The following is a 25,315-nucleotide window of genomic DNA, read 5'->3' as shown; positions in this document are numbered from 1 at the left end:
TTCTGCTTTTCCTATACAAGCGCTTGTAATTTCCCAGGCGTGCCCCCACATTAGGTCCAAGCATCATTTCCACCGGTTTCCGGCCATAAGGCCGCTGTAGAGGCGAAATCATGAAGACCACCCTCGACTTGCCTCTCTTGCCATTGCGCGATGTCGTTGTTTATCCGCACATGGTCATCCCGCTGTTTGTGGGGCGTGAAAAGTCAATCGAAGCCCTCGAGGCGGCGATGACGGGCGAAAAGCAGATCCTCCTGCTGGCCCAGAAGAATCCAGCCGACGACGATCCAGGCGAAGATGCCCTGTACCGGGTCGGTACCGTCGCAACCGTCTTGCAACTGCTCAAGCTGCCCGATGGCACCGTCAAGGTGCTGGTCGAGGGTGAGCAACGCGGTGCCGTCGAGCGGTTCAGCGAAGTAGAAGGGCACATCCGTGCCGAAGTCTCCCTGATCGACGAAACCGATGCCGCCGAGCGCGAATCGGAAGTGTTCGTGCGCACCCTGCTGTCGCAATTCGAGCAGTACGTGCAGTTGGGCAAAAAAGTCCCGGCCGAAGTGCTGTCTTCGCTGAACAGCATCGAAGAACCAGGGCGTCTGGTCGACACCATGGCCGCGCACATGGCGCTGAAGATCGAGCAGAAGCAAGAGATCCTCGAGATCGTCGATCTGTCGACCCGCGTCGAGCACGTACTGGCCCTGCTGGACGCCGAAATCGACCTGCTGCAGGTTGAAAAGCGCATCCGTGGCCGGGTCAAGAAGCAGATGGAGCGCAGCCAGCGCGAGTACTACCTGAATGAGCAGATGAAGGCCATTCAGAAAGAGCTCGGCGACGGTGACGAAGGCCACAACGAAGTCGAAGAGCTGAAAAAGCGCATCGAAGCTGCTGGCCTGCCCAAGGATGCCTTGGCCAAGGCTCAAGCCGAGCTGAACAAGCTCAAGCAGATGTCGCCGATGTCGGCCGAGGCCACCGTGGTGCGCTCCTACCTCGACTGGCTCGTGCAGGTACCGTGGAAGGCGCAGAGCAAGGTGCGTTTGGACCTGGCGAAGGCCGAGGAAATCCTCGATGCCGACCACTATGGCCTGGAAGAGGTCAAGGAACGCATTCTCGAATACCTCGCGGTGCAGAAGCGCGTCAAGAAAATCCGCGGTCCGGTGCTGTGCCTGGTCGGCCCGCCCGGCGTCGGCAAGACCTCGCTGGCCGAGTCGATCGCTTCGGCGACCAACCGCAAGTTCGTTCGCATGGCCCTCGGTGGCGTGCGTGACGAGGCCGAGATCCGTGGCCACCGGCGTACCTACATCGGTTCCATGCCGGGCCGTCTGATCCAGAAGATGACCAAGGTGGGTGTGCGCAACCCGCTGTTCCTGCTCGACGAGATCGACAAGATGGGCAGCGACATGCGTGGTGATCCCGCGTCGGCGCTGCTGGAGGTACTCGACCCCGAACAGAACCACAATTTCAATGACCACTACCTGGAAGTCGATTACGACCTCTCGGACGTGATGTTCCTGTGCACCTCGAACTCGATGAACATTCCGCCGGCGCTGCTCGATCGGATGGAAGTCATCCGCCTGCCGGGTTACACCGAAGACGAGAAGATCAACATCGCGGTCAAGTACCTGACGCCCAAGCAGGTCAAGGCCAACGGGCTGAAGAAGGAAGAGCTGGAGATCGACGTCTCGGCGATTCGCGACATCATCCGTTATTACACCCGTGAGGCGGGTGTGCGTGGCCTTGAGCGGCAAATCGCCAAGGTCTGCCGCAAGGTGGTCAAGGAGCACGCCGGGCAGAAGCAGGTGAAGGTCAAGGTCACCAGCGAGCAGCTCGAGCACCTGCTGGGCATTCGCAAGTTCCGTTACGGCCTGGCTGAACAGCAGGACCAGATCGGCCAGGTGACCGGCTTGGCCTGGACCCAGGTGGGCGGTGAGCTGCTGACCATCGAGTCGGTGGTTATCCCCGGCAAGGGCCAGCTGATCAAGACCGGATCGCTCGGCGATGTCATGGTCGAATCCATCACTGCTGCACAGACCGTGGTCCGTAGCCGCGCCCGCAGCCTGGGCATTGCCGCCGACTTCCACGAGAAGCACGACGTGCACATCCACATGCCCGAAGGTGCTACGCCCAAAGATGGCCCGAGTGCCGGTATCGGCATGTGCACCGCGCTGGTCTCGGCGCTGACGCAGATTCCAGTGCGCGCAGATGTCGCCATGACCGGCGAAATCACCCTGCGTGGGCAGGTTCTGGCGATTGGCGGGCTGAAGGAAAAACTGCTGGCAGCGCACCGTGGTGGAATCAAGACGGTGATCATTCCGGAGGAGAATGTTCGCGATTTGAAGGAAATTCCGGAAAATATCAAACAGGATCTTCAGATCAAACCGGTCAAATGGATTGACGAAGTCCTGCAAATTGCGCTGCAATACGCCCCGGAGCCCTTGCCAGATGTGGCTCCTGAGATTGTCGCGAAAGAAGAAAAGCGCGACGGCGATGCTAAGGAAAGAATCAGCACGCATTAGCAGTTTTTGCTTGGGGGGCTTTCCTTGACAGTTTTTTCGGGGCCTTGCTATAAAGCGGCACGCTATTGTCAACAAGCCACCCAGCGCACGTTTCATAAGCTTTTCATTACATACTTAGAAACAAACTCAATAGAGAAATAAGGGGACTTAGAGTGAACAAGTCGGAACTGATTGACGCTATCGCTGCATCGGCTGACATTTCCAAGGCTGCCGCCGGCAAGGCTCTGGATGCTGTGATCGACTCCGTGACCGGTGCCCTGAAAGCAGGCGACGATGTCGTCCTGGTTGGCTTCGGTACCTTCTCGGTGAAGGAGCGCGCAGAGCGCACCGGCCGTAACCCGCAAACCGGCAATGCGATCAAGATTGCTGCCGCCAAGGTTCCAGGCTTCAAGGCTGGCAAAGGCCTGAAAGACGCCGTCAACTAAGTCGTCTCTTTCAGCCGGACCTGGCCTTGCCGGGTTCGAGCACGCTGAAGGCGGGCCGCAAACGTTCCCGCCTGACACGTTTGCTAAGAAAAGGCGCATCCTCGGATGCGCCTTTCTTTTATCAGGATTCTACCCACGCTCCGCGGTTGTCGACGCAGTGGTACAGCCGTTTCTGGGGGACGCATGCTGCAAAATATCAGGGACAATTCACAAGGTTGGATTGCCAAGACCATCATCGGCCTCATCGTCGTGCTGATGGCGTTGACCGGCTTCGAAGCCATTTTCCAGGCCGCCACCCATAGCCAGGACGCCGCCAAGGTGAACGGGCAAACCATCAGCCAGAACGAGCTGAGCCAAGCGGCCGACATGCAGCGCCGCCAGCTGATGCAACAGCTGGGCAAGGATTTCGACCCGGCAATGCTGGACGAAAAGCTGCTGCGCGATGCCGCGCTCAAAGGGCTGATCGACCGCAAGCTGCTGTTGCAGGGTGCTGAAGACGCCAAGTTCGCCTTCTCGGAGGCCGCGCTGGATCAAGTGATCCTGCAGACCCCTGAGTTCCAGGTCGATGGCAAGTTCGACGCCGACCGCTTCGACCAGGTCATCCGCCAGATGGGCTATGGCCGTATGCAATTCCGCGACATGCTTGCCGAAGAAATGCTGATCGGCCAGCTGCGCACTGGTATCGCTGGCAGCAGTTTCGTCACCGACCAGCAAGTCGATGCGTTCGCCCGCCTGGAAAACCAGACCCGCGATTTCGCCTCTCTGACCCTCAAGGCCAACCCGGCTGCGGTTCAGGTGAGCGATGACGAGATTAAGGCGCACTATGACCAGCACGCCAAGGAGTTCATGACCCCTGACCAAGTGGTCATCGACTACGTCGAGCTGAAGAAGTCGGCCTTCTTCGACCAGGTCAAGGTCACTGACGAAGCGCTCAAGGCCCAGTACGAGAAGGAAATCGCCAACCTCGGCGAGCAGCGCCATGCGGCGCACATCCTCATCGAGGTCAACGACAAGGTCTCCGATGACCAGGCCAAGGCCCGCATCGCAGAGGTCGAGCAACGCCTGGCCAAAGGTGAAGACTTTGCCACGTTGGCCAAGGAGTTCTCCCAGGACCCAGGTTCCGCCAACAACGGTGGTGACCTTGGTTTTGCAGGCCCAGGCGTGTACGACCCGGCATTTGAAAGCGCCCTGTACAAGCTCGACGACGGGCAGGTATCGGCGCCGGTGCGCACCGATTTCGGCTATCACCTGATCAAGCTGTTAGGTAAGCAGGCGCCTGAAGTGCCGAGCTTCGCCAGCCTGAAGGACAAGCTGACCCACGACTTGAAAATGCCGCTGGTCGAGCAGCGTTATGTCGATGCCGCCAAGCAACTGCAGGATGCCGCCTACGAGGCTGCAGACCTGGCCCAGCCGGCCCAGGACCTGAACCTCAAGGTACATACCTCGGCGCCTTTCGGGCGTGAGGGGGGTGAGGGCATCACGGCCAACCGTGGCGTGATCCAGGCTGCATTCTCCGAGGAAGTGCTGGAAGAGGCTGCCAACAGCACCGCCATCGAGCTGGACCCGGAAACCACCGTGGTGCTGCGCGTCAAGGAGCACCGCAAGCCTGAGCAGATGCCGCTGGAAGCTGTAGCCAAGAGCATCCGCGATCACCTTGCCAAGGAGAAGGCGACCGCCGAACTCAAGGCCAAGGCGGACAAGCTGATCGCCGGCCTGCGTGACGGTTCGATCCCCCTCACTGCGAGCCAGGATGGTCAGAACTGGAAGGCCTACGAAGCGGTCACCCGCGGCCAGGAGGGCATCGACCCCGCCGAGCTGCAGGCGCTGTTCCGCCTTGCCAAGCCACAAGCCAAGGACAAGCCGGAGTATGGCAGTGTGGTCCTGGCCGATGGCAGCCTGGTCGTGCTGCAGCTCAAGGGCGTCAACGAAGGCGCGTCCGCCAGCGATGAGGAGAAGCAGCAGATCCGCCGCTACCTCGCTTCGCGTGCTGGCCAGCAGGACTTCGCGGCGTACCGCAAGCAGCTGGAAGGCAGCGCAGACATCACGCGCTACTGAGTGGTTGTCGGGTAACGAAACAGGCCGCGTAATGCGGCCTGTTTCGTTTCTCAGGTTTGTGCAAGCCGCAAAGCTCTCGCGATTCCTGTGGGAGCCCGTTGATCTCGATGCTTGGGTTGTATCTGCGGGAGCGGGCTTGTCCTGCGAAAGGGCCAGCACAGGCGAACAAAGGCTAGCGCTTCTCCCCCTCGTAGTTATCCAGCGTATCCCGCGCAATCTCGCGCCCCAGGGCAATCAGCTCCGGCGCCTTGTAGAACTCGAAAAACCGGCATACCCGCTTGGGCACGTTGATCAGCACATCCGGCGGATACCCCGCGATCTTGTACTGTGCCAGCGACGTCTGCATCACCTCGAAACTCTGGTTGATCAGGTCCAGCAGCGAAGCCGGCCCGACGTTGTCGATGATGAACGACCCGGTGGCAGACTTCGGTGCCCCCTCGCTTTCCGGGGCCGCCGCCGGTTGCTGGTTTGCAGGATCAGCCGCGTCGGCCAGCCAGGGGTTGGGTGGCGCCAACCCTTCGGCGACGATCTCCTGCTCGATGCGGATCAGCTCCTCGGCGGGCTTGCGCCGGAACGGCAGGCGCGAACCCAGCGAGCTGAGCAGGGCATCGAAGCGCATCTTGAACGCCGCCGGCCGTTCGATCACTGGCAACTGGTACTGTTTCTGGTTGGTGGAGTTGAGGTTGACCGCAATGATCAGGTCGCAATGGCTGGACACCACCGGCACGATTGGCAACGGGTTGAGAATGCCGCCGTCGACCAGCATGCGGTTACCCTGCATCACCGGGGTGAACAGGCTCGGAATCGCCGCCGAAGCGCGCATGGCCTGATGCAGGCAGCCTTCCTGGAACCAGATTTCCTGTTGGTGGGTCAGGTCAGTGGCCACGGCTGTGTAGGGAATGCGCAATTGCTCGATGTTGATCTCGCCGACGATCTTGCGAATCTGGCCAAACACCTTGTCACCCCGAATCGCGCCGAGGCGGAAACTGACGTCGACCAGGCGCAGCACATCCAGGTAGTCCAGGCTTTCGATCCAGTTACGGTACTCCTCAAGCTTGCCTGCTGCGTAGATACCGCCAATGACCGCGCCCATGGAGCAACCGGCGATACAGGCGATGTCATAGCCGCGCCGCTCGATTTCCTCGATCACGCCGATGTGGGCATAGCCCCGGGCGCCCCCCGATCCCAACACCAGTGCTACACGTTTGCTCATGATCTGCCCCCCGCGCTGTGCAACCATGGTCCTACAATGCACCGAGCGTTGCCTGTGCTTCAATGTAGACTCTAGGCAAAACGGGCCCGAAGCGGCACTTTTCGGGTGCCCGAGCGTCGAACAGCCACTCCTATTTCAACCATTGAGGTACCCCTGATGAAAGCCTGGATTTCCCTTCCTCTGATTGCCCTGGCCCTGGCTGGCTGCGCGGGCAAGACGGCCTACCGTGATAGCTGCGCGACGCAGCTGGATGCCGCCTGGAAGGAACTCGACCTGGCCAAGGCTGAAGGTTTTGCCGGTACGGTCAGCTACTCCAAGGCATTGTCGCTGCTGACCGGGGCCAAGACCCAGCAGCAGTTCGAAGGCTTCGAAGGTTGCACCCATAAAGCCGAGAAGGCGCGTTTCTACATTCGTGAGTCGCGCGCCGGGCGCTGACCGAGGAGCGTCGTATGTCTGCCATGCTCGACCATGTAGTTGCCCAGATCCTCGCCTTGCAGGTGCGCCTGCTGGCGTGCCGCGAGCGCCTGGCTGCCGATACCGACAGCGAGGCGCTGCATGACCTTCGCATCGGTGTGCGGCGTCTGCGCAGCTTGTTGCGGCCGCTGCGCCAGTTGCCTGGGGTCGAGCAGTTGGAGGATGCGGCAAAGGCCCTTGGTACCCTGACGACGCCTTTGCGCGATCGTGAGGTGTTGGCGGCTGAATTGAGCAATCGAGGTCTTGTAGACGCCGCTCAGCATCGCCTGCAAGGGCGCGCCACGACCTTTGCCAGTGTGGCTGCTAGCCCCCAGTTGGACAGGGTGCTGGCAATCCTCGATGCGTTTCCGCTGTTCTTGCGTGCCGCGGGGCGCGAAGGCCTGGCCAAGTCGTTGGGCAAGCGCGTCGACAAACGCCTGGTCAAGCAATGGCGCACGCTGCTCAAAGCCTTGCAAGACCCCGCCCATGATCGCCATCGCTTGCGTTTGTTGATCAAGCGCGTGCGCTATGGCGACCAGGCTTATCCGCAACTCGAGCATGCGGGCCCGAAACTGCAGGACCTGCTGAAAAAAGCCCAGGGTGACCTGGGCAACTGGCATGACCGTCTGCAATGGCTGCTGCAGGCGCGTGAACACGCCGATCTGGCGCCGTGCAAGGCCGATTGGGAGCAAGAGCTGCATGGGGCAGAAGGCAAGTCAGACGCCACGCTGGCAGCGTTGCAGGCTGCGCTGGAGCGGCGCAAGCCCGGCAAATGACCGATATGCGGGCTGATCGAGCGCGCCTGGCTGGATAGTATGGACAGACACCTATTGCCGTATGCAGGAGCCGGCCCATGAACTTCAATCAACTGCTCGACGCGGTGCAGGAACACCCCGAAGGGGTCTGCATTCCGGCTAACTGGGCCCAGGGGCGTGCCGCCTTCGGTGGCCTGATGGCGGCCATGGTCTACCAGACCATGCGCCAGAAACTCTCCGATAACCGTCCTGTGCGCTCCCTGGCCATCAGTTTCGTTGCGCCCGCGACACCGGACGTGCCAATCCGTTTCGAGGTCGAGGTACTGCGCGAGGGCAAGGCGGTCAGCACGCTACTTGGCCGCGCTGTGCAGGAAGGGCAGGTGGTGACGTTGGTGCAGGGTAATTTTGGCGCGGGACGGCCATCGGTGGTCGAGGTGCCGACGTTGCCGGCCATGGAGATGAAACCGCTTGATCAGGCGGCTCCCGAGCTTCCCTATATCCAGGGCGTCACCCCCGAGTTCATGCGTCATGTTGCTTTGCGCTGGGCGGTCGGCGGGTTGCCATTCAGTGGCAATCAGTCACGGCAGATGGGGGGATGGGTGCGGCTGCGAGATGTGGCCGAGGAGCAGGTCAACGAGGCCCACCTGCTGGCCTTGGTGGATGCCTGGCCACCGAGCCTGATGCCGTTTCTCAAGCAGCCTGCCGCGGGCAGCACGCTGACCTGGACCATCGAGTTCATCCAGCCGGTTGCGTCGTTGTCGACCTTGGACTGGTGCCGTTACTGTGTCGAGACCGAGCATGCCCGGGATGGCTACGGACATGCAGCGGCTGCGCTGTGGACAGCAGACGGCGAGCTGTTAGCGTTGAGTCGGCAGACCGTGACTGTGTTTGCCTGACGATCGAGCTGGCCCAATCGCCGGCTTGTAGGCGATTGGTTTCAATGCCGATGCTTGTGCCGTTCGCGCCAGGCCTTCCACCAGGCGCCGCTAAGCACAAAGCGAGGGAAAGTGATGAACTGTTCGGTCAGCAGCCGCTGCATGGCGTCCTTGCGGTCGGCGAACGGTTCTGGCTGTTCTGCTTCCAGCCGATGCCCCTGGCGCTGCAGGCCCAGGCCCGCGAGCAGGGCAATGATGCCCACGGCGATCTGCCCAAGGTCCAGGGCGAACAGTCCGGACAGCACCAGCAGCACGCCGAGAATGAACAGCGGTACGGCAATCAGGTGCAGCACCAGGTTGGTCGGGTGGCGGTGGTTATGGTGATAGCCGCGCCATTGCCAGGCGGGCAAATTGGGCAGTCGCTTGTTCATGGGCATTTCCTCGGGGTCATGCCCAAAGCTTAGTGCTGCCGCTCGATGGCAGCCAATCAAGGCTGGCTATGGTGACTATAGCTTCAGTTGGCCAATCGCCTTGTTCAGCTCGCCAGCCAATGCCGCCAGCTCGTTGCTGGTGGTGGCCGAACCGACCGTCTGCTGCACGGTCTGCTCGGTGACGTCGCGAATGCTGACCACGGCGCGGTTCATCTCCTCGGCCACCTGGCTCTGCTGCTCGGCGGCCACGGCGATTTGCGTGTTGCTCTCGCGCATCTGCGCGACCGCACCGGTGATCTCGGCCAACGCGGCGCCCGCTTCCTGGGCTTGGCGGACGCAGTCATCGGCCTTGTACGAGCTTTCCTGCATGAACTCCACCGCATCGCGGGTGCCGGCCTGCAGGTCGGTGACCATATGGGTGATTTCGTCGGTGGAGGTTTGCACGCGTCTGGCCAGGTTGCGCACTTCGTCTGCCACCACGGCGAAACCACGGCCCAGGTCGCCTGCGCGGGCAGCTTCGATGGCAGCGTTGAGCGCCAACAGGTTGGTCTGCTCGGCGATGCTGTGGATCACCCCGACCACGCCATTGATCTTCTGGCTGTCATCGGCCAGTTGGCGGATCATTTCGGCGGTCTGTTGCACGCCGTTGGACAGCCCGGCAATCGAGTCCTGCACCCGCCCGACCACGTCCTTGCCGCTGCCGGCCAGGTTGTCGGCGGTCTGCGACAGGTCACGGGTAGCGCCGGCGTGCTGGGCGATATGGTGCACGGTGGCTGACATCTCGTTGATCGCCGTGGCGGCCTGGTCGGTTTCGCTCTGCTGGCCGAGCATGCCGTGGCGCACGTCGTTCATGCTCGCGGCCAGGCGGGCGGCGCCGGCGTCGAGTTGCGCGGCAGTGCGGGCCACGGTGCCGACCACGCGGTGGTAGGTGGTCTGCATGGCATTGAAGGCACCGGCCATCTGGCCGACTTCGTCGCCGCTGGCCAACGGCACCCGGGCTGACAGGTCACCGGTCTTTTCCACGTGCAGCATCACGTCCTTGAGCGTGTTGAGCTGGCTCAGCAGGAAGCGGATCAGCAACTGCGAGGCGCAGAGCATGGCCAGCATCAGGATCAGCACACACACGGCATAATTGGCGAAGCGCTCGAGGAACACCTGGCGCAGGCTCGGCGCCTTGGCCAGTACGGCCACTTGTTGCTCGCCATGGCGTAGCACCTGCGCGCCGCGCAGTGGGTTGTCGCCCAGAATCCAGGCCGCGGGCAGGGCCACCCAGCCTTGGGCATTGCGCAGGGCGTCCAGGGTTTCGCCGGCAAAGCTTGGAGCCTGGCCGGGCTGCCAGGTAATCAGGTTGGCCTGGTGGGGCAGGGGCTGTCCGATGGGCCATGCCGACAGCAGCTCGGCCTGGGCCTGCGCCTGTGCCTGCGCCGCGTCGGTTCGGGCTCGCTGCTCCAGGTGCACGGCATACAGCACCAGTATCAGGGTCGTGACAAAGGCCACCGCGTTGACGGCCCAGAATTTGTACTTCAGGGAAATATTGCTAAGCCAGGCACCCATGGGTAGGTCTTCTCTGAGTTGAGCGGAAACAGTATTGGCAAGGTGCCATCATTGTGCCCGCTCACACCGGGGAAGCCTTGATGTGTATCAACGGATGCTTCGCGCTCGTCGTCTGGCTCAGGAAAGCTGGAAGAACGACCGGGCAGTCGCAGTGGTATGTGCCGCCGTGGCGTCGACGCGTTCGCCCCGGTGCAGCGCCACCTCGCGCAGCACCTCGGGCAAGAACGCCGGCTCGTTGCGCCCGTTTTTAGGTTTCGGCCGCAGGCTGCGTGGCAGCAGGTACGGCGCGTCGCTCTCCAGCATCAGGCGCCCTTGGGGAATGTTGCCCACCAACGGGTGCAGGTGCGTGCCCCGACGCTCATCGCAGATCCAACCGGTAATCCCGATGTGCAGGTCCATGTCCAGGTAGGCGAACAGTGCCTCACGCTCACCAGTAAAACAGTGCACCACCGCCGCCGGCAAGTGGTCACGGTAATCCTTGAGGATGGCCAGCAGGCGCTCGCTGGCATCGCGCTCGTGCAGGAATACTGGCAGGCGCAGCTCGGCAGCTAGCGCCAGTTGGGCCTGCAAGGCTTTTTCCTGCAGTGGGCGAGGGGAGAAGTCACGGTTGAAGTCCAGCCCGCATTCGCCCACGGCACGTACACGCGGTTCGCCGAGCAATTGGCGTAGTTGTCGCTCGCTCTCGGCATCCCAGGTTTTGGCATCGTGAGGGTGCACACCCGCCGTGGCGAACAGGTGCTGGCCGTCGGCATCGAGCTGGTGGCACAGCTCCAGGGCCTGTTCGCTGACTGCCAGGCTGGTGCCGGTGAGGACCATCTGCACCACGCCGGCCTCGATGGCGCGCTCGACGATGGCCGCCTGCTGGTCGTGGAAACTGCTGTTGGTCAGGTTGACGCCGATATCGATCAGTTGCATGGTGCTACCTCGTGCCGCGGGCCGGCCAGCATAGCAAAAAGCGTGATATTCGGAAAAAAACGAAGAACTTCAGCCTGTTGTGGCGGTCTTTTAGCGTCATTTATCAAGAATTCTCGCACCCCATGGACAACGCCCACCGACCTCGGACACGTTTTCGCATGCTGCGATACCTGCTGACACTGTTGCTGATGCTCGGGCTGACGGCTGTCGGTCCCGCCTACGCCCGCCCGCCGGGGCCCCAGCAGCATGTGCCTGCGAGCAAAGTCCGAGACCTTGATCAGATTCGCACCAGTAAAGTGTTGCGCGTGCTGGTCAACCAGAGCCGTAACAGCTCTGGTGAGGTCAAGGGTGAGCCGGTCGGTATCGAGTACTACCGTTTGCGTGGGCTTGAACATTACCTCAACGCTCGCGCCGGCGATGGCCAGCAGATCCGCCTGCAACTCATTCCCCGGGCCAAGGAGCAATTGTTGGGCGCGTTGCAGCGCGGTGAAGGCGACCTTGCCGCACCGGGTGAGCTGCTGGATCCGGCAGTGGTGGGTGGGGTAAACGGCAGCGCCCCTTTACTGGATCAGGTGCCATTGTGGCTGGTCGGTCGCAAGGGGGAGCGGAGTTTTACCCGTGTCGAGCAGTTGTCCGGACGCACCGTGGCGCTGACCAGTGCCAGCGCCGCGGGCGCGCTGATTCAGCAGTTGAACCAGCAGCTGGCATTGCGCAAGCGGCCGCCGATCAAGATCGAATGGGTCGACTCGACCCTGGCGGTGGAAGATGTGCTGGAAATGGTCCAGGCCGGTATCTACCACCTGACCATGGTCGAGCGACCGATTGCCCAGCGTTGGGCGCGGGTAATGCCACGTCTGCGCCTGGACAGTCGCCTGCAACTGGGCCAGCCACAAGCCATGCGCTGGTATGTACGGCGTGACGCGACCATGTTGCTGGCGACGGTCGACCGATACCTGCAAGGCTATCGCGCCCCGGAGAACCAGGACGCGGCGTTCGAGCGCATCTATCGGCGCCAGTACCGGGTGCACAATCCCTTGGACAGCAAGGACCGCCAGCGGCTGGCGGCATTGCGCCCGGTGTTGCAAAAGCATGGCCAGGCGCAGCAGATCGACTGGTTGAACCTTGCCGCGCTGGCCTTCAAGGAGTCGACCCTCGATACCCAGGCGCGTGGCAGTGGCGGTGCGCACGGCCTGATGCAGATCACCCCCTCGGCCGCCCAGCGGGTCGGCGTCAGCAATACCTCCACGGTAGACGGCAATGTCCAGGCCAGCGCCCGCTACCTGGCGCTGATCCGGCGCAAGTTCTTTGCCAGCCCGAAGATCAATGAGCGCGAGCGCATGGCCTTCGTCCTGGCGGCCTACAACCTTGGGCCCGAACGGGTCCAGGCCATGCGCGTCGAGGCCCGCAAGCGTGGCCTCAATGGCAATCAATGGTTCTTCCAGACCGAGCGGGTGGCCATGGAGCAGGTGGGCATGGGGCCGGTCAATTTCGTCAATAGCGTGAACAAGTACTTCCTGGCGTTCAATCGTGAACGGGCGGTGCTGGAGAGGGTGGCCAAACGCTGACCTCGCCAGTTGGCAGAGCACTGCAGCCCAGCGGGCGCCTGGCTGCGATCAAGGTCTACTTGCAGCTTGTCGCTCGAGCCTCTAGGATACCGCTTGCGCCGATTTAAACAGCTACTTGCGGGGCGCAGGACAGCCCTGGCACCAGGTCATCCGAAATACCGCTAAAGCGCTGGTTCGGTGACGCCTCCCACCGCTGCCCAGCGGGATTCGCGAGGCGGAGAGAAACTCCATGAGTTGCCCACGTACCAGTGTCTGTTTGAGCCCACTGCCTGTTCACCAGGCCTCCCGCACACCGCGCATCCTGCTCGGTGGCCAGCATCAGCCTACCCTTTTGCGGCACCTTGAAGGCCTTTCCCGGCGCAAGGGCCAGGCCCGCGCTTTCCTCATCCAGTTTGCTGAAACTGCTTGCCACCTGGAGCAGTTTGGCAACGACCGTTTCGACCTGGCAGTGATCCAGGCACCTGTCGCGCAAGACGCTGCCCAGGTAATCGGTCATCTCACCCGCATCGCGCGTCAGGGCCTGATTACCCGACGCTGAGGAGCGCGCTGTTGAGCACCAATATCATCACGACCGAGGGTCATGAGGCGCTGAAAAAGGAGCTGGACCATCTTTGGCGTGTGTACCGCCCGGAAATCACCCAGAAGGTCGCCTGGGCGGCCTCGCTGGGTGATCGCAGCGAAAATGCCGACTACCAGTACAACAAGAAGCTGCTGCGCGAGATCGACCGCCGGGTCCGCTACCTGCGCAAGCGCCTCGAGGATGTCAAGGTGGTGGCCTATTCGCCGCAGCAGGAGGGCAAGGTTTTCTTTGGTGCCTGGGTCGAGATCGAGAACGATGAGGGCGAAACCATGAAGTTTCGCATTGTCGGCTATGACGAGATCTATGGGCGCAACGACTACATCTCGATCGACTCGCCCATGGCCCGTGCCCTGCTCAAGAAACAGGAGGGCGACGAGGTGGTGGTGCATACGCCCACGGGCGAGGCGACCTGGTACGTGAACAGGATCAGCTACGGGCAATGAAGTGATGTTGCCTGGGCCGGCTTCATCGCCGGCCCAGGCAACCCCTATCCTTCCCGCAACACCGCCAACGGGCTGGCATTCAGCGCCCGCTGCGTCCCCAGCACCCCAGCCCCACCTACCAGCAGCGCCCCAACCACAGGCAGCACCAGCAACCACGGATGCGGGCTCCACTGCAGGTCGAACGCATAGCGATACAGCACCAGCGTAATCAGCTCGCAGCCCAGCGCCGCCAGCGCACCACTCACCGCACCCAGCAATCCGAACTCGATACGCCGGGCCTTCACCAACAGTGGTCGCGCAGCGCCCAGGGCGCGTAACAAGGCGCCCTGGCGGATTCGCTCATCCAGCGTCGCCTGCAGGCCGGCGAACAGCACAGCCAGCCCCGCTGCCAGCACGAACATCAGCACATACTCGACCGCCAGAGTGACCTGCGCGAGGATGCTGCGCAGCTGCCCCAGCAAGGCATCGACCTGCAGGATGGTAACCGCCGGGAAGGCCCGTGACAGGGCTACCACGTCCAGGTCATGCCCCGGCGCCAGGTAGAAGCTGGTGAGGTAGGTCGTTGGCAGGCCCTGCAGGGTGCCAGGTTGGAAGATCATGTAGAAGTTCGGCTGGAAGCTGTCCCAATGCACACTGCGCAGGCTGCTTACGCGCGCCTGGCGTTGCTCGCCGCCAATGTCGAAGGTCAGCAGGTCGCCCAGTTGCAGCTTCAGGCTTGTGGCCAATTCGGCCTCCACCGAAACCCATGGGATTTCGCCGGCTGGCGGCAGCGCCTGCCACCATTGGCCCGCCGTCAGGTTATTGCCCGTGGGCAAGTCGGCCGCCCAGGTAAGGCTCAGGTCGCGTTGTACTGCGCGCTCGCCGGCCGAGTCCTTGCTGACGACTTGCCGTACCGGCTGGTCGTTGATCTGGACGAGCCTGCCGGGCGTGACCGGATACAACGGTGCCGACGCCGCATTCACCTGATGCAGACGCTGGGCAAAGGCCTCACGATCATCGGGCAGAATGTTCAGGGCGAAATGATTGGGTGCGTCCTTGGGCAACTGCGCTTGCCAGGTGTCGAGCAGTTCCGCGCGCAGCAAGGCGACCAGCGCCATGGCCAGCAGGATCAGGCCAAAGGCCAGGGCCTGGCCGGCGGCAGCCATGGGGTGGCGCAACAGCTGGCCGAGACCAAGCCGCCAGGTCAGTGGTGCGCCCACCAGCAGCCGGCGCAGGCTGCGCAGGCCGAGCAGGAGCAGGCCGCCCAGCAGCAATGCCGCGAGCAGGCCGCCGCCGAGCAGGGCAAACGTCAGCAGCAGGTCGAGACTGAGGCGCCACATGATCAGGCCCAACGCGAACAGTGCGGCGCCATACACCAGCCAACTGCTCGGTGGTACAGGCAACAAGTCGCGGCGCAGGACCCGCAGTGGTGGCACCTGACCCAGGGCGGCGATCGGCGGCAACGCGAACCCGGCGAGGGCGACCAGGCCGGTGGCGATGCCCGCCAGGGCTGGCACGATGCCAGCGGGCGGTACTTCGCTCGGTAGCAGGCCGTGCAGCAGGCGGAACAGGCCCAGTTGAGCCAGCCAGCCGAGCAGGGCGCCTGCCAGTGCCGCGACCAGCCCGAGCATGGCCAGTTGCAGGCAATACAGGCCCAACGCCTGGTGACGCGAGAGCCCCAGGCAGCGCAGCAATGCGCTGGCATCCAGGCGGCGTGCCGCATAGCGGCTGGCCGATAACGCCACGGCCACGCCCGCCAGCAGCACGGCTACCAGGCTGGCCATGTTCAGGTAGCGTTCGGCCTTGCCCAGGGCGCCGCCGATCTGGCGGTTGCCATCACGGGTATCGAGCAGGCGCTGGTTGGCCGCCAGATCCTTTGCCAAGCCCTGGCGGTACTGGGCCAGGGCCTGGGTGTCGCCGCGCCAGAGGTCACGGTAGCTGACCCGGCTACCGGGCTGAATCACGCCGGTTGCCTGCAGGTCAGCCAGGTTCATCATGACCCGCGGCGTCAGGCTGTAGAAGTTGTTGGCGCGGTCCGGTTCGTAGGTCAGCACACGGCTCATGCGCAGGGTCTTCATGCCGACATCGATGCTGTCGCCAACCTTCAACCCCAGCGCTGCCAGCAAGCGTGGCTCGACCCAGGCCTCGCCCGGCGGTGGCCCGCCGCCGGGCGTTTCCTCGGCATAGGGGGTGGCGGCGCTGCGCACCTGGCCGCGCAATGGATAGGCCCGGTCGGCAGCCTTGATGCTCGACAGCTGTATACCGGCATCACCGCCGACCACACTGGTGAATTCGACCACCTGGGCGTGGCGCAAGCCCAGCGCCTTGCCGGCCTGGATCTGCTCGGCGCGGGCGGGGGCGCTGCCCTGCAGCACCAGGTCGGCACCCAGAAACTCGCTGGCGCGCAACTGCATGGCGCCGTTGAGGCGGGCACCGAAATAGCCGATGGCGGTGCTGGCGGCTACCGCTACCAACAGCGCGAAGAACAGCACCCGCACTTCGCTGGCGCGGATATCACGCAGCAACTGGCGCAGCGCCAGGCCGCAGAGGCGGGGCAGTGGCATGTGTGTCATCAGGCCTCCACCGGCGCCACCAGGCGGCCTGCGTCCAGGCGGATCAGCCGACGGCAGCGCCGAGCCAGACGCTCATCATGGGTAACCAGAACCAGGGTGGTGCCGCGCTCTTTGTTCAGTTCGAACAGCAGGTCGCTGATGCGTTCGCCGGTGTGGCTATCGAGATTGCCGGTGGGCTCGTCGGCGAACAGCACCGCGGGGTGTGCAGCGAATGCGCGGGCGATCGCCACCCGTTGCTGTTCGCCGCCCGACAGCTGGCGTGGGGTGTGGCTCAGGCGTTTGCCCAGGCCAACGCGCTCGAGCAGGGTGCGGGCCTGTTCGCGGGCATCGCGACGGCCGTCCAGCTCCAGTGGCAGCATGACGTTTTCCAGTGCGTTGAGGCTGTCGAGCAGCTGGAACGACTGGAACACGAAGCCAACGTGCTCGGCGCGCACCCGGGCGCGCTGGTCCTCGTCCAGCGGGCCCAGGTCATGCCCGGCGAGGATGACCTTGCCGGCGCTGGGGCGATCCAGGCCGGCGAGCAGCCCGAGCAGGGTCGACTTGCCTGAGCCTGACGCGCCGACGATGGCCAGGCTGTCGCCTTGGGCAAGGTCGAGGGACAATGCGTGGAGGATGGTCAGGTCGCCTTCCGCGCTGGGGACCACTTTGCTAAGGTGCTGCGCAACGAGAATGCTGGGGCCCATGGAGAATCCGATGCGAGTGTGGTGGTTGAGTGCGGGTCTGGCCTTGTATTGCCTGGCCCAGAGCGCGGTGGCGGGAACACTGCTGGTTGTCGGCGATAGTATCAGCGCCGGTTTTGGCCTGGATACCCGCCAGGGTTGGGTCTCTCTGTTGCAGACCCGGCTCAAGGACGAAGGTTTCGACGATCAGGTAGTCAATGCGTCGATCAGTGGTGACACCAGCGCGGGCGGCCAGGCGCGCCTGCCGGCGCTGCTTGCAGCGCACAAGCCGAGCCTTGTGGTGCTGGAGTTGGGTGGCAACGATGGGCTGCGCGGGCAGCCCCCAGAGCAATTGCAACAAAATCTTGCTTCGATGATCGAACGCTCGCGTGCCTCGGGTGCCAAGGTGGTGCTGTTAGGCATGCGCCTGCCGCCCAATTACGGTGTGCGTTACACCACCGCATTCGCCCAGGTGTATGAGCAGTTGGCAGCGGAAAAACAGGTGCCGCTGGTGCCGTTTTTCCTCGAAGGCGTAGGGGGCGTGCCGGAGCTGATGCAGGCCGATGGCATCCATCCGGCACAGGGGGCCCAGCAGCGCTTGCTGGAAAATGCCTGGCCGGCGATAAAACCCTTGCTGTAACGCTTTAAACGGGGCCGGCTTTCGGCTAATGTTGCGCCCCCCGTTTCGAGACCCCCCAATGCCGCGCCCCTCCTGGTCCTTGTTTGCCTACCAACTGATCGAGCCCGATGAGCAGCTCGACCTGTTCGCTTGCCAGGAAATCCGCGTCCACCTCGTGGCCCGTCAGCTTGAGCTTGGCGTGCCGGTCGATCGCACCCTGTGCGGCGGCCTGCTGCCGGCCCAACCACGCTGGTCAGGGGTGCCGCGCTCGATCTACCGCGACGGTCGCTTGTGCGACCTGTGCCGGGCGATTCTCGATGCCCAGCGGCGCGGCATGCGCCCTGTATGGCCGGAACTCTGAGCACCTTTCATCATCTGAAACGCTTGTAAGCCGCCAATGCCTCCCGCTTGCATCGGGGCGGGTGTACAATCGATGGTCTTGACCCACCTTTCGAAGGATTTACCGGATGTTGCCGCGCTTTCCCGCCGTCACCCGTTGCCTGACCCTGGCCTCCCTGCTGGTAGCGGGCCCCGCCGTTGCGTTGGAACTGCCCCTGCCGCCACCCGGTGAAGACATCGTTGGTCAGGTACGGGTGATCAAGGCCAAGTACGAGGACACCTTCGCCGACATCGGCACCGCCAACGACCTCGGCTACCTGGAAATGATCGCCGCCAACCCCGGTGTCGACCCCTGGTTGCCGGGCGCCGGCACCGAGATCATCCTGCCGACCCGCTACGTGCTGCCGCCGGGTGCCCGTGAAGGCATCGTCATCAACCTGGCCGAGTACCGCCTGTACTACTACCCGAAAGGGCAGAACGTGGTGCATACCTTCCCCCTGGGCATCGGTCGCGAAGGCTGGGGTTCGCCCATCGCCAACACCAAGATCACCGCCAGGACGCCGAACCCGACCTGGACGCCGCCAGCCTCGATCCGTGCCGAGCATGCTGCGGATGGCGACATCCTGCCTGCCGTTGTGCCAGCGGGTCCGGACAACCCGTTGGGCCCGTTCAAGTTCACCTTGGGCGTGCCGGGTTACCTGATTCACGGTTCGAACAAGAAGTTCGGTATCGGCATGCGTACTAGCCATGGTTGCTTCCGCATGCTCAACAACAATGTGCTTGAACTGTCGAAGATGGTCCCTGTAGGAACACCGGTGCGCATCATCAACGAGCCCTACAAGTTCGGTATCAGTGGTGGCAAGGTTTACCTCGAGGCGCACACGCCGCTGGACGATCACGGCAACCCGTCGGTGGTCGACAAGCATACGGCAGTGATCAACGCGTTGCTCAAGCGTGAAGACCTGGCCAACAACCTGCGCATGAACTGGGACATGGTACGTGACGTGGTTGCAACGGAAGATGGTATGCCGGTGGAGATTGCCGTGCCGGTCAATAACCAGGGTGCAGCGCCCATGGTCACGAGCATCCCGCCAGAACTGCAGTAACGGCTTTCGCTACATCAAGGCCCGCTCCCGGCTGAACGCCAGGAGTGGGCCTTTTGCTTTCTGCCAGGGGTCGTTGCCGAGGCAATAAAAAAGCCGACCCACAAGTGGGTCGGCTTCATAACAATCCGTGAGGATTATTACTTGCGGCTGGCTTTGTCCAGCATACGCAGAGCGCGCTCGTTGGCTTCGTCAGCGGTCTGCTGAGCCTTCTGAGCGGCTGCCAGAGCGTCGTCAGCCTTACGGTAGGCTTCGTCTGCACGGGCTTGAGCGCGAGCTGCTGCGTCTTCAGTCGCAGTCAGACGAGCTTCGGTTTCTTTGGATACGCTGCTGCAACCGGTAGCCAGAACTGCGGCCAGAGCCAGAGCAGAGAATTTCAGAACGTTGTTCATCGTGTTCCCCTTCAAGGACTTTCTATTAAATAGCCATCTCTCGGAAAAGAGAAACTGGCCGGCGTACATAGTACCCATTACTTGTAGTAAGTAAACTGACAGAGCGCAAGAACTGCAAAAAAAATGTTGCTGTAGGTCACGTCGACAAGATTTGTGGGGGTTTTGTGAAAAAACCGTGTAGCGGTCGCAAGCGATTGTAGTACAGGAACTTTTTTGTTGAACTAACGGTGACTTTAACTGTCGCCCGGCGTCTTAAGCCCTAGAACATCCGGCTGCTGTTGCAAGCCAGGCGGATCACCGCCTGAAGCGCTCGATCCTGCCATTTTTTTAAGCGTCACCACCTTGAGCAATCGAGGTTCCCGCGCCTACTATTTGGGGTGCCCGGCCCGGCAGAACCAGTGCATTCGGCTTGCGGTCCAAGGGGCAGAGGTGGCGTAGAGGTTCCTCCGCCGGATAAACCACCATCGGTTAAGGTAAGGGTCTGCCGAAAAGGCCTGCGAGGAGTAGTGATGAGTGAAGCGCTGACTATCCACCATGACCAGGCCGGTCATCAGTTCGAAACCAACGTGGACGGTCATCGTGCCTACCTGACGTACATGGACCTGGGCAAGCAGACGCTGGACATTTATCGCACCTTCGTGCCCAACGCCCTGCGCGGCCGTGGGATCGCTGCGGCGCTGACCGAGAAGGCCTTGGAGTACGCCGACCAGATGGGCTATACGGTGATTCCGTCCTGCTCGTATGTAGAGCGCTACATGGAGCGTCAGCAGCGCCATTCAAGCAAGGCCTGACCCCCTTCAGATAAAGCAGGGCCGCTTCACACCCCCCTCTGCCGGCTTGCCGGCAATGAGGGAGGTGTGAAGCGGCCCTGTCTTGTATCAGCCGCGCTGACGCTGAGGCAGTACGTCCTTGAGCTTGGCGTGCATGCTGCGCAACGTCTTTTCGGTGGCCGACCAATCGATGCAGGCGTCGGTGACCGAAACGCCGTACTGCAGTTCGTCCAGGTTCTTCGGAATCGACTGGCAACCCCAATTCAGGTGGCTCTCGACCATCAGGCCAATGATCGACTGGTTGCCCTCGAGGATCTGGTTGGCGACGTTCTCCATGACCAGCGGCTGCAGGGCCGGGTCCTTGTTGGAGTTGGCGTGGCTGCAGTCGACCATGATGTTGGCCTTGATCTTGGCCTTGGCCAGATCCTGCTCGCACAGGGCGACGCTGACCGAGTCGTAGTTCGGCTTGCCGTTGCCACCGCGCAGCACCACATGACCATACGGGTTGCCCTTGGTGGTGACGATGGACACCCCACCTTCCTGGTTGATGCCGAGGAAGCGGTGAGGCTTGGACACCGACTGCAGGGCGTTGATCGCCACGGTCAGGCCGCCATCGGTACCGTTCTTGAAGCCGACCGCCGAAGACAGGCCCGAGGCCATTTCACGGTGGGTCTGGGATTCGGTGGTGCGGGCGCCGATGGCCGACCAGCTGATCAGGTCCTGCAGGTACTGCGGGGAGATCGGGTCGAGGGCTTCGGTGGCGGTCGGCAGGCCCATTTCGGCCAGGTCCAGCAGCAACTGGCGGCCGATGTGCAAGCCGTCCTGGATCTTGAACGAGTCATCCAGGTACGGGTCGTTGATCAGGCCTTTCCAACCGACGGTGGTGCGCGGTTTTTCGAAGTACACGCGCATGACCAGATACAGCGTATCGGACACTTCCTCGGCCAGCACTTTCAGGCGTTCGGCATACTCGTGCGCCGCCTTGATGTCGTGGATGGAGCAGGGGCCGACCACGACGAACAGGCGATGGTCCTTGCCGTCAAGAATGTTGCGCACCACTTGGCGACCAGCAGTCACAGTCTGCAGGGCCTTGGCGCTGAGGGGGATTTCCTTCTTGAGCTGATCGGGGGTGATCAAGGTCTCGTTGGAGGCAACGTTAAGGTCATCGATCGGTAAATCAGCCATCGTGTTACTCGTCAGGTCACGGGTGCCGGCCGCCAGCAATCCCCGTGCGGCCCAGCAGCAAGAATGTTCGCAGCGGGGAGCCGAACCTTAGCGCGTTACTGGGGGCGCGACAATGGCCTGAGCCCGCTGTAGCAGGGTTTTTCCCTGGTAGATTGGGCTAGTGCCGCTATTGGGGTGCGCACAAAGCTGTAATCTGTGTCAAAAAAGTGCATCCACAACTATCAGGAGAACAGCATGGCCCCACGTAAACCGCGCATCGGCATTATTGGCAGTGGTGCCATTGGAGGCTTCTATGGGTTGATGCTGGCGCGCGCCGGTTTTGACGTGCATTTCCTCCTGCGCAGTGAGTATGCCGTGGTCCGCGAACAGGGCTTGAAGCTCGACAGCGCGCTGCATGGCGCGTTGCAGATACCCGTGCAGGCCTACGCCAGCGCCGCCGACATGCCGCCGTGCGACTGGTTGTTGGTGGGTGCCAAGGCCACCAGCAACGCCGAGCTGGCACCGCTGATCGTGCAAGCCGCCGCGGCCGATGCCAAGGTCGTGCTGTTGCAAAACGGCCTGGGCGTCGAAGAGCAGATGCGACCCGCCTTGCCCGACAACCTGCACCTGCTGGGTGGTCTGTGCTTCATTTGCGCCAATCGCCAAGGCCCCGGCGAGATCCGTCATCAGGCACTGGGGGCGGTCAACCTTGGTTATCACAGCGGGCCTGCTCGCGATGGCGGAGCTGCCGTCGTCGAGGAAGGAGCCGGGTTGTTCCGCGCCGCAGGCATCGACTCCCAGGCCATGTCCAACCTGGCCCAGGCGCGCTGGCAGAAGCTGGTGTGGAACGTGCCCTACAATGGCCTGTCGGTACTGCTGGGCGCCAGCACCACAGCGCTGATGGCCGATGCCGACAGCCGCGACCTTATCCAGGCCCTGATGGCCGAAGTGGTGGAGGGCGCTGCGGCCTGTGGCCATGTGCTGCCCGAGGGGTACGCCGAACACCTGTTCCGTATCACCGAGAAAATGCCTGACTATTGGCCGAGCATGTATCACGACCACGCCCAGCAACGCCCGCTGGAGCTCCAGGCTATCTATCACGAACCTTTGGCACAGGCGCGCGCAGCCGGTTGCGACCTGCCGCGCATGCACATGCTCTACCAGTCATTGGCGTTCATCGACCGCGCCAACCGGGCCGGCTGAAACCTCTGCAGCCCGCTGTGGCAGTGCGCCGGACGGCAAAGCGAGCGTCCGGCGCGCTGCTAAGCTGAAGCTTGCTCTGCCGCAACGGCAGTCGAGGAGGTCGAATGATCCGCTCCATGCTGTACGCCACCGACCTCGGTGTCTACGCCCCTTTTGTCATGCAGCATGCCTTGGCCCTGGCCCGCACGTTCGGTGCGGAGTTGTATGTCATACACGCGGTGGAGCCCATGGGGCAGTTCGCCGAATCCCTCCTGCAAAGTTACCTCGATGAGCAGACCCTGGATGAGCTGCACAGCGAGGGTGTGAACACAGTGATGGCCAACATCGAGCAGCGTGTGTTGGAAAACTTCCGCGACGAATTGGGTGAAGACGCCGACCTGGCGGTGATCAAGGCGGTGCGTGTACGCCAAGGCGATCCGGCCCAGGTCATCCTGGAGCAGGCGCAGCGACTGAGCGTCGATTTGCTGATCTTCGGCAGCCACGCTGCCGGTGCAGGGGTGGACGTGCCGATTGGTCGAACGGCGGTACGCCTGCTGCAGCTGTCACCGGTTCCGGTGTACATGGTGCCGCTCTCGCAGCACCTCGGGCGTAGGAAAATGTGAAGATGGCAGTAGGCTCATTCGGAGTGGCGTGTAACAAAATAGTTCTAGTTTTATTTCGAGAACCACTAATATAGTTATATCTCGTCGCTGCCTGCTGCCGCTGACTTACCGCTGATTCGAGGGAAACCTATGAAGCTTCAACAACTGCGCTACATCTGGGAAGTGGCGCACCATGACCTCAACGTCTCCGCGACGGCGCAGAGTCTGTACACCTCGCAGCCGGGCATCAGCAAGCAGATCCGACTGCTCGAAGATGAGCTGGGCGTTGAAGTCTTTGCCCGCAGCGGCAAGCATCTGACCCGCGTCACTCCGGCCGGCGAACGCATCATCAATACCGCGGGTGAAATCCTGCGCAAGGTCGAGAGCATCAAGCAGATCGCCCAGGAATTCTCCAACGAGAAGAAGGGCACGCTGTCCATCGCCACTACCCATACCCAGGCACGCTATGCCTTGCCGCCCGTCATCAGCAGCTTCATCAAGCAGTACCCGGAAGTAGCGTTGCACATGCATCAGGGTTCGCCCATGCAGATCGCCGAAATGGCGGCCGATGGCACCGTCGATTTCGCCATTGCCACCGAGGCGCTGGAGCTGTTCGGCGACCTGATCATGATGCCGTGCTACAAGTGGAACCGCTGCGTGGTGGTGCCCCAGGGCCACCCGTTGGCCAAGCTGCCGAAGCTGACCCTGGAAGCGGTCGCCGAGTACCCGATCGTGACCTACGTGTTCGGTTTCACCGGTCGTTCGAAGCTGGACGAGGCCTTCAACCACCGCGGCCTGACACCGAAAGTGGTGTTCACCGCCGCCGACGCCGACGTGATCAAGACCTACGTGCGTCTGGGCCTGGGTGTGGGCATCGTGGCCAGGATGGCGGTCGACAGCAAGCTCGACAGCGATCTGGTGGCGCTGGATGCCAGCGAGCTGTTCGAGGCCAGCATCACCAAGATCGGCTTCCGCCGTGGCACCTTCCTGCGCGGCTTCATGTGCGACTTCATCGAGAAGTTTGCGCCGCACCTGACGCGTGAAGTGATGGCCAAGGCTATCCAGTGCCATAACAAGCAAGAGCTTGAAGAGCTGTTCGAGGGTGTCGAACTGCCGGTGCACTGATCGGGTAATGCATGGGGCCGCTTTGCGGCCCTTTCGCGACGCAAGGCCGCTCCTACAGGGGTACGCAATTTCCTGTAGGAGCGGCCTTGTGTCGCGAAAGGGGCGCGAAGCGGCCCCAGCTATTCAAGCCTTGCTGATCAGATTGCCAGCATGCAGCCCGCATTCCTTCTGGGTCGACTCTTCCCACCACCAACGCCCTTCGCGCTCGTGCTGGTTCGGCAGTACCGGGCGGGTGCACGGCTCGCAACCAATGCTGATGAAGCCGCGTTCGTGCAGGCTGTTGTACGGCAGCTCAAGCATGCGGATGTAGCCCCAGACTTCCGCGCTGGTCATCTGTGCCAGCGGGTTGAACTTGTACAGCGTGCGCTCTGGCGTGGAGAAGGCGCCGTCGATTTCCAGCGCCGGCACCTGGCTGCGGGTACCGGGGCTCTGGTCCCGACGCTGGCCGGTGGCCCAGGCGCTGACGGTGGCGAGCTTGCGCCGCAGGGGTTCGATCTTGCGGATGCCGCAGCATTCGCCATGGCCGTCCTTGTAGAAGCTGAACAGGCCTTTTTCCTTGACGAACGGGTCGAGCTTGGCGCGGTCAGGGCTGAGGATCTCGATCGGCAGGTTGTACTGCTCGCGCACCTGATCGATGAAGCGGTAGGTCTCCGGGTGCAGGCGGCCGGTGTCGAGGCTGAATACCTTGACCTGCTTGTTCAGCTTCCAGGCCATGTCGACCAGCACCACGTCCTCGGCGCCGCTGAAGGAAATCCACAGGTCGTCGCCGAAGTGTTCGAAGGCAAGCTTGAGGATGTCCTGCGGGGACTTGTTGGCATAGGTCGCGGCCAGGGCGGCGACGTCGAAGGGTTGGCTCATCAGGCGGTTTCCATCTTGGCTGTGGCGCTGTGCGCTCGTAGTGGGTTGATGGTAACAAAAAATGGCAGGGTAGACGTGCTGCCTGAGGGTGTCAGAAATTTTGTGTTCGGGCATAACATGAGTAAGAGGTGCATGTATGCCAACCAAAAAGAAATCTGAACGCCAACCAGTGCGAGAGC

26 protein-coding genes are annotated in these 25,315 nt (G+C 62.5%); 16 read left to right on the top strand and 10 right to left on the bottom strand.

Going from position 1 to position 25,315, the window contains the following annotated elements:
- The first annotated feature begins 110 nt into the window (after positions 1 to 110).
- From lon to ACIPZG_RS22470, 3 genes are all read left to right on the top strand, one after another.
- Positions 111 to 2,507: an endopeptidase La gene (lon, locus tag ACIPZG_RS22480; RefSeq protein WP_400717012.1), complete on the top strand. Its 2,397-nt coding sequence runs from the start codon at positions 111 to 113 to the stop codon at positions 2,505 to 2,507.
- A gap of 152 nt (positions 2,508 to 2,659) precedes the next feature.
- Complete coding sequence (gene hupB, locus ACIPZG_RS22475) at positions 2,660 to 2,932, top strand: nucleoid-associated protein HU-beta (RefSeq protein ID WP_008097930.1); 273 nt, start codon at positions 2,660 to 2,662, stop codon at positions 2,930 to 2,932.
- 183 nt (positions 2,933 to 3,115) lie between these two features.
- Positions 3,116 to 4,987, top strand: coding sequence for a SurA N-terminal domain-containing protein (locus tag ACIPZG_RS22470; RefSeq protein WP_400717010.1), 1,872 nt, complete (start codon positions 3,116 to 3,118; stop codon positions 4,985 to 4,987).
- Positions 4,988 to 5,159: 172 nt separating this feature from the next.
- On the opposite strand, the gene ACIPZG_RS22465 is transcribed toward ACIPZG_RS22470, so the two are convergent.
- Positions 5,160 to 6,200, bottom strand: coding sequence for a patatin-like phospholipase family protein (locus ACIPZG_RS22465; RefSeq protein WP_043273707.1), 1,041 nt, complete (start codon positions 6,198 to 6,200; stop codon positions 5,160 to 5,162).
- A gap of 156 nt (positions 6,201 to 6,356) precedes the next feature.
- On the opposite strand from ACIPZG_RS22465, the gene ACIPZG_RS22460 reads away from it, so the two are divergent.
- From ACIPZG_RS22460 to ACIPZG_RS22450, 3 genes are all read left to right on the top strand, one after another.
- Entirely contained in the window at positions 6,357 to 6,635 is a 279-nt protein-coding gene (locus tag ACIPZG_RS22460; protein ID WP_016394418.1) for a hypothetical protein, read from the top strand.
- Positions 6,636 to 6,649: 14 nt separating this feature from the next.
- A complete protein-coding gene (locus ACIPZG_RS22455) occupies positions 6,650 to 7,429 on the top strand; it encodes a CHAD domain-containing protein (protein WP_400717008.1) in 780 nt (259 codons plus the stop codon).
- Positions 7,430 to 7,506: 77 nt separating this feature from the next.
- Positions 7,507 to 8,304: an acyl-CoA thioesterase gene (locus ACIPZG_RS22450; RefSeq protein ID WP_400717006.1), complete on the top strand. Its 798-nt coding sequence runs from the start codon at positions 7,507 to 7,509 to the stop codon at positions 8,302 to 8,304.
- Between the two features lie 41 nt (positions 8,305 to 8,345).
- Here ACIPZG_RS22450 and ACIPZG_RS22445 read toward each other — a convergent pair whose 3' ends face one another.
- The 3 genes from ACIPZG_RS22445 to ACIPZG_RS22435 all read right to left on the bottom strand — a co-directional run bounded on the left by ACIPZG_RS22445 (position 8,346) and on the right by ACIPZG_RS22435 (position 11,183).
- Positions 8,346 to 8,714 (bottom strand): Mpo1-like protein, encoded by a 369-nt coding sequence (locus ACIPZG_RS22445; protein WP_400642975.1) that lies wholly within the window; start codon positions 8,712 to 8,714, stop codon positions 8,346 to 8,348.
- Between the two features lie 75 nt (positions 8,715 to 8,789).
- The gene (locus tag ACIPZG_RS22440; protein WP_400717201.1) at positions 8,790 to 9,494 is read right to left on the bottom strand and encodes a methyl-accepting chemotaxis protein; all 705 of its coding nucleotides are present in this window, start codon (positions 9,492 to 9,494) and stop codon (positions 8,790 to 8,792) included.
- 891 nt (positions 9,495 to 10,385) lie between these two features.
- The gene (locus tag ACIPZG_RS22435) at positions 10,386 to 11,183 is read right to left on the bottom strand and encodes a TatD family hydrolase (protein WP_400717004.1); all 798 of its coding nucleotides are present in this window, start codon (positions 11,181 to 11,183) and stop codon (positions 10,386 to 10,388) included.
- Positions 11,184 to 11,341: 158 nt separating this feature from the next.
- Here ACIPZG_RS22435 and ACIPZG_RS22430 point away from each other — a divergent pair, with 158 nt between their 5' ends.
- From ACIPZG_RS22430 to greB, 3 genes are all read left to right on the top strand, one after another.
- Positions 11,342 to 12,748, top strand: a complete 1,407-nt coding sequence (locus ACIPZG_RS22430; RefSeq protein ID WP_400717002.1) for a transglycosylase SLT domain-containing protein — start codon at positions 11,342 to 11,344, stop codon at positions 12,746 to 12,748.
- A gap of 229 nt (positions 12,749 to 12,977) precedes the next feature.
- Positions 12,978 to 13,286 carry a hypothetical protein gene (locus ACIPZG_RS22425; RefSeq protein ID WP_400717000.1) on the top strand — a complete coding sequence of 103 codons (309 nt, stop codon included), beginning with the start codon at positions 12,978 to 12,980 and terminating at the stop codon, positions 13,284 to 13,286.
- Positions 13,287 to 13,297: 11 nt separating this feature from the next.
- A complete protein-coding gene (gene greB, locus ACIPZG_RS22420) occupies positions 13,298 to 13,771 on the top strand; it encodes a transcription elongation factor GreB (RefSeq protein WP_008095540.1) in 474 nt (157 codons plus the stop codon).
- A gap of 44 nt (positions 13,772 to 13,815) precedes the next feature.
- Here the strand turns inward: greB and ACIPZG_RS22415 are convergent, their stop codons facing one another.
- Both ACIPZG_RS22415 and ACIPZG_RS22410 read right to left on the bottom strand, forming a co-directional pair.
- A complete protein-coding gene (locus ACIPZG_RS22415) occupies positions 13,816 to 16,323 on the bottom strand; it encodes an ABC transporter permease (protein WP_400716997.1) in 2,508 nt (835 codons plus the stop codon).
- Positions 16,323 to 17,006, bottom strand: a complete 684-nt coding sequence (locus ACIPZG_RS22410) for an ABC transporter ATP-binding protein (protein WP_008095536.1) — start codon at positions 17,004 to 17,006, stop codon at positions 16,323 to 16,325. Before ACIPZG_RS22410 ends, ACIPZG_RS22415 begins: the two co-directional genes overlap by 1 nt.
- Before the next feature lie 10 nt (positions 17,007 to 17,016).
- On the opposite strand from ACIPZG_RS22410, the gene ACIPZG_RS22405 reads away from it, so the two are divergent.
- From ACIPZG_RS22405 to ACIPZG_RS22395, 3 genes are all read left to right on the top strand, one after another.
- Positions 17,017 to 17,622 carry an arylesterase gene (locus ACIPZG_RS22405; protein ID WP_400716994.1) on the top strand — a complete coding sequence of 202 codons (606 nt, stop codon included), beginning with the start codon at positions 17,017 to 17,019 and terminating at the stop codon, positions 17,620 to 17,622.
- Between the two features lie 58 nt (positions 17,623 to 17,680).
- Positions 17,681 to 17,962 (top strand): hypothetical protein, encoded by a 282-nt coding sequence (locus ACIPZG_RS22400; protein ID WP_008095532.1) that lies wholly within the window; start codon positions 17,681 to 17,683, stop codon positions 17,960 to 17,962.
- A gap of 106 nt (positions 17,963 to 18,068) precedes the next feature.
- A complete protein-coding gene (locus ACIPZG_RS22395; protein WP_400716991.1) occupies positions 18,069 to 19,046 on the top strand; it encodes a L,D-transpeptidase family protein in 978 nt (325 codons plus the stop codon).
- Positions 19,047 to 19,183: 137 nt separating this feature from the next.
- Here the strand turns inward: ACIPZG_RS22395 and oprI are convergent, their stop codons facing one another.
- The gene (gene oprI, locus ACIPZG_RS22390; protein ID WP_003259780.1) at positions 19,184 to 19,435 is read right to left on the bottom strand and encodes an outer membrane lipoprotei OprI; all 252 of its coding nucleotides are present in this window, start codon (positions 19,433 to 19,435) and stop codon (positions 19,184 to 19,186) included.
- A 509-nt stretch (positions 19,436 to 19,944) separates the two neighbouring features.
- Between oprI and ACIPZG_RS22385 the strand changes: the two genes are divergently transcribed.
- Positions 19,945 to 20,226 (top strand): GNAT family N-acetyltransferase, encoded by a 282-nt coding sequence (locus tag ACIPZG_RS22385; RefSeq protein WP_008095521.1) that lies wholly within the window; start codon positions 19,945 to 19,947, stop codon positions 20,224 to 20,226.
- A gap of 87 nt (positions 20,227 to 20,313) precedes the next feature.
- On the opposite strand, the gene ACIPZG_RS22380 is transcribed toward ACIPZG_RS22385, so the two are convergent.
- On the bottom strand, positions 20,314 to 21,390 hold the full coding sequence (locus tag ACIPZG_RS22380; RefSeq protein WP_400642966.1) for a 3-deoxy-7-phosphoheptulonate synthase: 1,077 nt from the start codon (positions 21,388 to 21,390) through the stop codon (positions 20,314 to 20,316).
- A gap of 234 nt (positions 21,391 to 21,624) precedes the next feature.
- Between ACIPZG_RS22380 and ACIPZG_RS22375 the strand changes: the two genes are divergently transcribed.
- The 3 genes from ACIPZG_RS22375 to cysB all read left to right on the top strand — a co-directional run bounded on the left by ACIPZG_RS22375 (position 21,625) and on the right by cysB (position 24,278).
- Positions 21,625 to 22,572: a putative 2-dehydropantoate 2-reductase gene (locus tag ACIPZG_RS22375; RefSeq protein WP_400716989.1), complete on the top strand. Its 948-nt coding sequence runs from the start codon at positions 21,625 to 21,627 to the stop codon at positions 22,570 to 22,572.
- A 104-nt stretch (positions 22,573 to 22,676) separates the two neighbouring features.
- Positions 22,677 to 23,174 (top strand): universal stress protein, encoded by a 498-nt coding sequence (locus ACIPZG_RS22370; protein ID WP_400642964.1) that lies wholly within the window; start codon positions 22,677 to 22,679, stop codon positions 23,172 to 23,174.
- Between the two features lie 129 nt (positions 23,175 to 23,303).
- A complete protein-coding gene (gene cysB, locus ACIPZG_RS22365; protein WP_008095512.1) occupies positions 23,304 to 24,278 on the top strand; it encodes an HTH-type transcriptional regulator CysB in 975 nt (324 codons plus the stop codon).
- 123 nt (positions 24,279 to 24,401) lie between these two features.
- Here the strand turns inward: cysB and ACIPZG_RS22360 are convergent, their stop codons facing one another.
- Positions 24,402 to 25,136, bottom strand: coding sequence for a phosphoadenylyl-sulfate reductase (locus ACIPZG_RS22360; protein WP_400642963.1), 735 nt, complete (start codon positions 25,134 to 25,136; stop codon positions 24,402 to 24,404).
- Positions 25,136 to 25,315 (bottom strand): hypothetical protein (locus tag ACIPZG_RS22355; RefSeq protein WP_400716987.1); only part of this gene is annotated, 180 nt, incomplete at its 5' end. The genes ACIPZG_RS22355 and ACIPZG_RS22360, both read right to left, overlap by 1 nt.

It is taken from the genome of Pseudomonas sp. NPDC089395 (assembly GCF_044749525.1).
In the GTDB taxonomy this organism is placed as follows: domain Bacteria; phylum Pseudomonadota; class Gammaproteobacteria; order Pseudomonadales; family Pseudomonadaceae; genus Aquipseudomonas.
This window is presented reverse-complemented; position numbering and strand designations above follow the sequence as displayed.

What these genes read in the sequence shown, in the direction of transcription:
- lon (WP_400717012.1), top strand. Translation starts at nt 111, where the DNA reads ATGAAGACCACCCTCGACTTGCCTCTCTTGCCATTGCGCGATGTCGTT.
- ACIPZG_RS22470 (WP_400717010.1), top strand. Translation starts at nt 3,116, where the DNA reads ATGCTGCAAAATATCAGGGACAATTCACAAGGTTGGATTGCCAAGACC.
- ACIPZG_RS22465 (WP_043273707.1), bottom strand. Translation starts at nt 6,200, where the DNA reads ATGAGCAAACGTGTAGCACTGGTGTTGGGATCGGGGGGCGCCCGGGGC.
- ACIPZG_RS22460 (WP_016394418.1), top strand. Translation starts at nt 6,357, where the DNA reads ATGAAAGCCTGGATTTCCCTTCCTCTGATTGCCCTGGCCCTGGCTGGC.
- ACIPZG_RS22455 (WP_400717008.1), top strand. Translation starts at nt 6,650, where the DNA reads ATGTCTGCCATGCTCGACCATGTAGTTGCCCAGATCCTCGCCTTGCAG.
- ACIPZG_RS22450 (WP_400717006.1), top strand. Translation starts at nt 7,507, where the DNA reads ATGAACTTCAATCAACTGCTCGACGCGGTGCAGGAACACCCCGAAGGG.
- ACIPZG_RS22445 (WP_400642975.1), bottom strand. Translation starts at nt 8,714, where the DNA reads ATGAACAAGCGACTGCCCAATTTGCCCGCCTGGCAATGGCGCGGCTAT.
- ACIPZG_RS22440 (WP_400717201.1), bottom strand. Translation starts at nt 9,494, where the DNA reads ATGTCAGCCACCGTGCACCATATCGCCCAGCACGCCGGCGCTACCCGT.
- ACIPZG_RS22435 (WP_400717004.1), bottom strand. Translation starts at nt 11,183, where the DNA reads ATGCAACTGATCGATATCGGCGTCAACCTGACCAACAGCAGTTTCCAC.
- ACIPZG_RS22430 (WP_400717002.1), top strand. Translation starts at nt 11,342, where the DNA reads ATGCTGCGATACCTGCTGACACTGTTGCTGATGCTCGGGCTGACGGCT.
- ACIPZG_RS22425 (WP_400717000.1), top strand. Translation starts at nt 12,978, where the DNA reads ATGAGTTGCCCACGTACCAGTGTCTGTTTGAGCCCACTGCCTGTTCAC.
- ACIPZG_RS22415 (WP_400716997.1), bottom strand. Translation starts at nt 16,323, where the DNA reads ATGACACACATGCCACTGCCCCGCCTCTGCGGCCTGGCGCTGCGCCAG.
- ACIPZG_RS22410 (WP_008095536.1), bottom strand. Translation starts at nt 17,006, where the DNA reads ATGGGCCCCAGCATTCTCGTTGCGCAGCACCTTAGCAAAGTGGTCCCC.
- ACIPZG_RS22405 (WP_400716994.1), top strand. Translation starts at nt 17,017, where the DNA reads ATGCGAGTGTGGTGGTTGAGTGCGGGTCTGGCCTTGTATTGCCTGGCC.
- ACIPZG_RS22400 (WP_008095532.1), top strand. Translation starts at nt 17,681, where the DNA reads ATGCCGCGCCCCTCCTGGTCCTTGTTTGCCTACCAACTGATCGAGCCC.
- ACIPZG_RS22395 (WP_400716991.1), top strand. Translation starts at nt 18,069, where the DNA reads ATGTTGCCGCGCTTTCCCGCCGTCACCCGTTGCCTGACCCTGGCCTCC.
- oprI (WP_003259780.1), bottom strand. Translation starts at nt 19,435, where the DNA reads ATGAACAACGTTCTGAAATTCTCTGCTCTGGCTCTGGCCGCAGTTCTG.
- ACIPZG_RS22385 (WP_008095521.1), top strand. Translation starts at nt 19,945, where the DNA reads ATGAGTGAAGCGCTGACTATCCACCATGACCAGGCCGGTCATCAGTTC.
- ACIPZG_RS22380 (WP_400642966.1), bottom strand. Translation starts at nt 21,390, where the DNA reads ATGGCTGATTTACCGATCGATGACCTTAACGTTGCCTCCAACGAGACC.
- ACIPZG_RS22375 (WP_400716989.1), top strand. Translation starts at nt 21,625, where the DNA reads ATGGCCCCACGTAAACCGCGCATCGGCATTATTGGCAGTGGTGCCATT.
- ACIPZG_RS22370 (WP_400642964.1), top strand. Translation starts at nt 22,677, where the DNA reads ATGATCCGCTCCATGCTGTACGCCACCGACCTCGGTGTCTACGCCCCT.
- cysB (WP_008095512.1), top strand. Translation starts at nt 23,304, where the DNA reads ATGAAGCTTCAACAACTGCGCTACATCTGGGAAGTGGCGCACCATGAC.
- ACIPZG_RS22360 (WP_400642963.1), bottom strand. Translation starts at nt 25,136, where the DNA reads ATGAGCCAACCCTTCGACGTCGCCGCCCTGGCCGCGACCTATGCCAAC.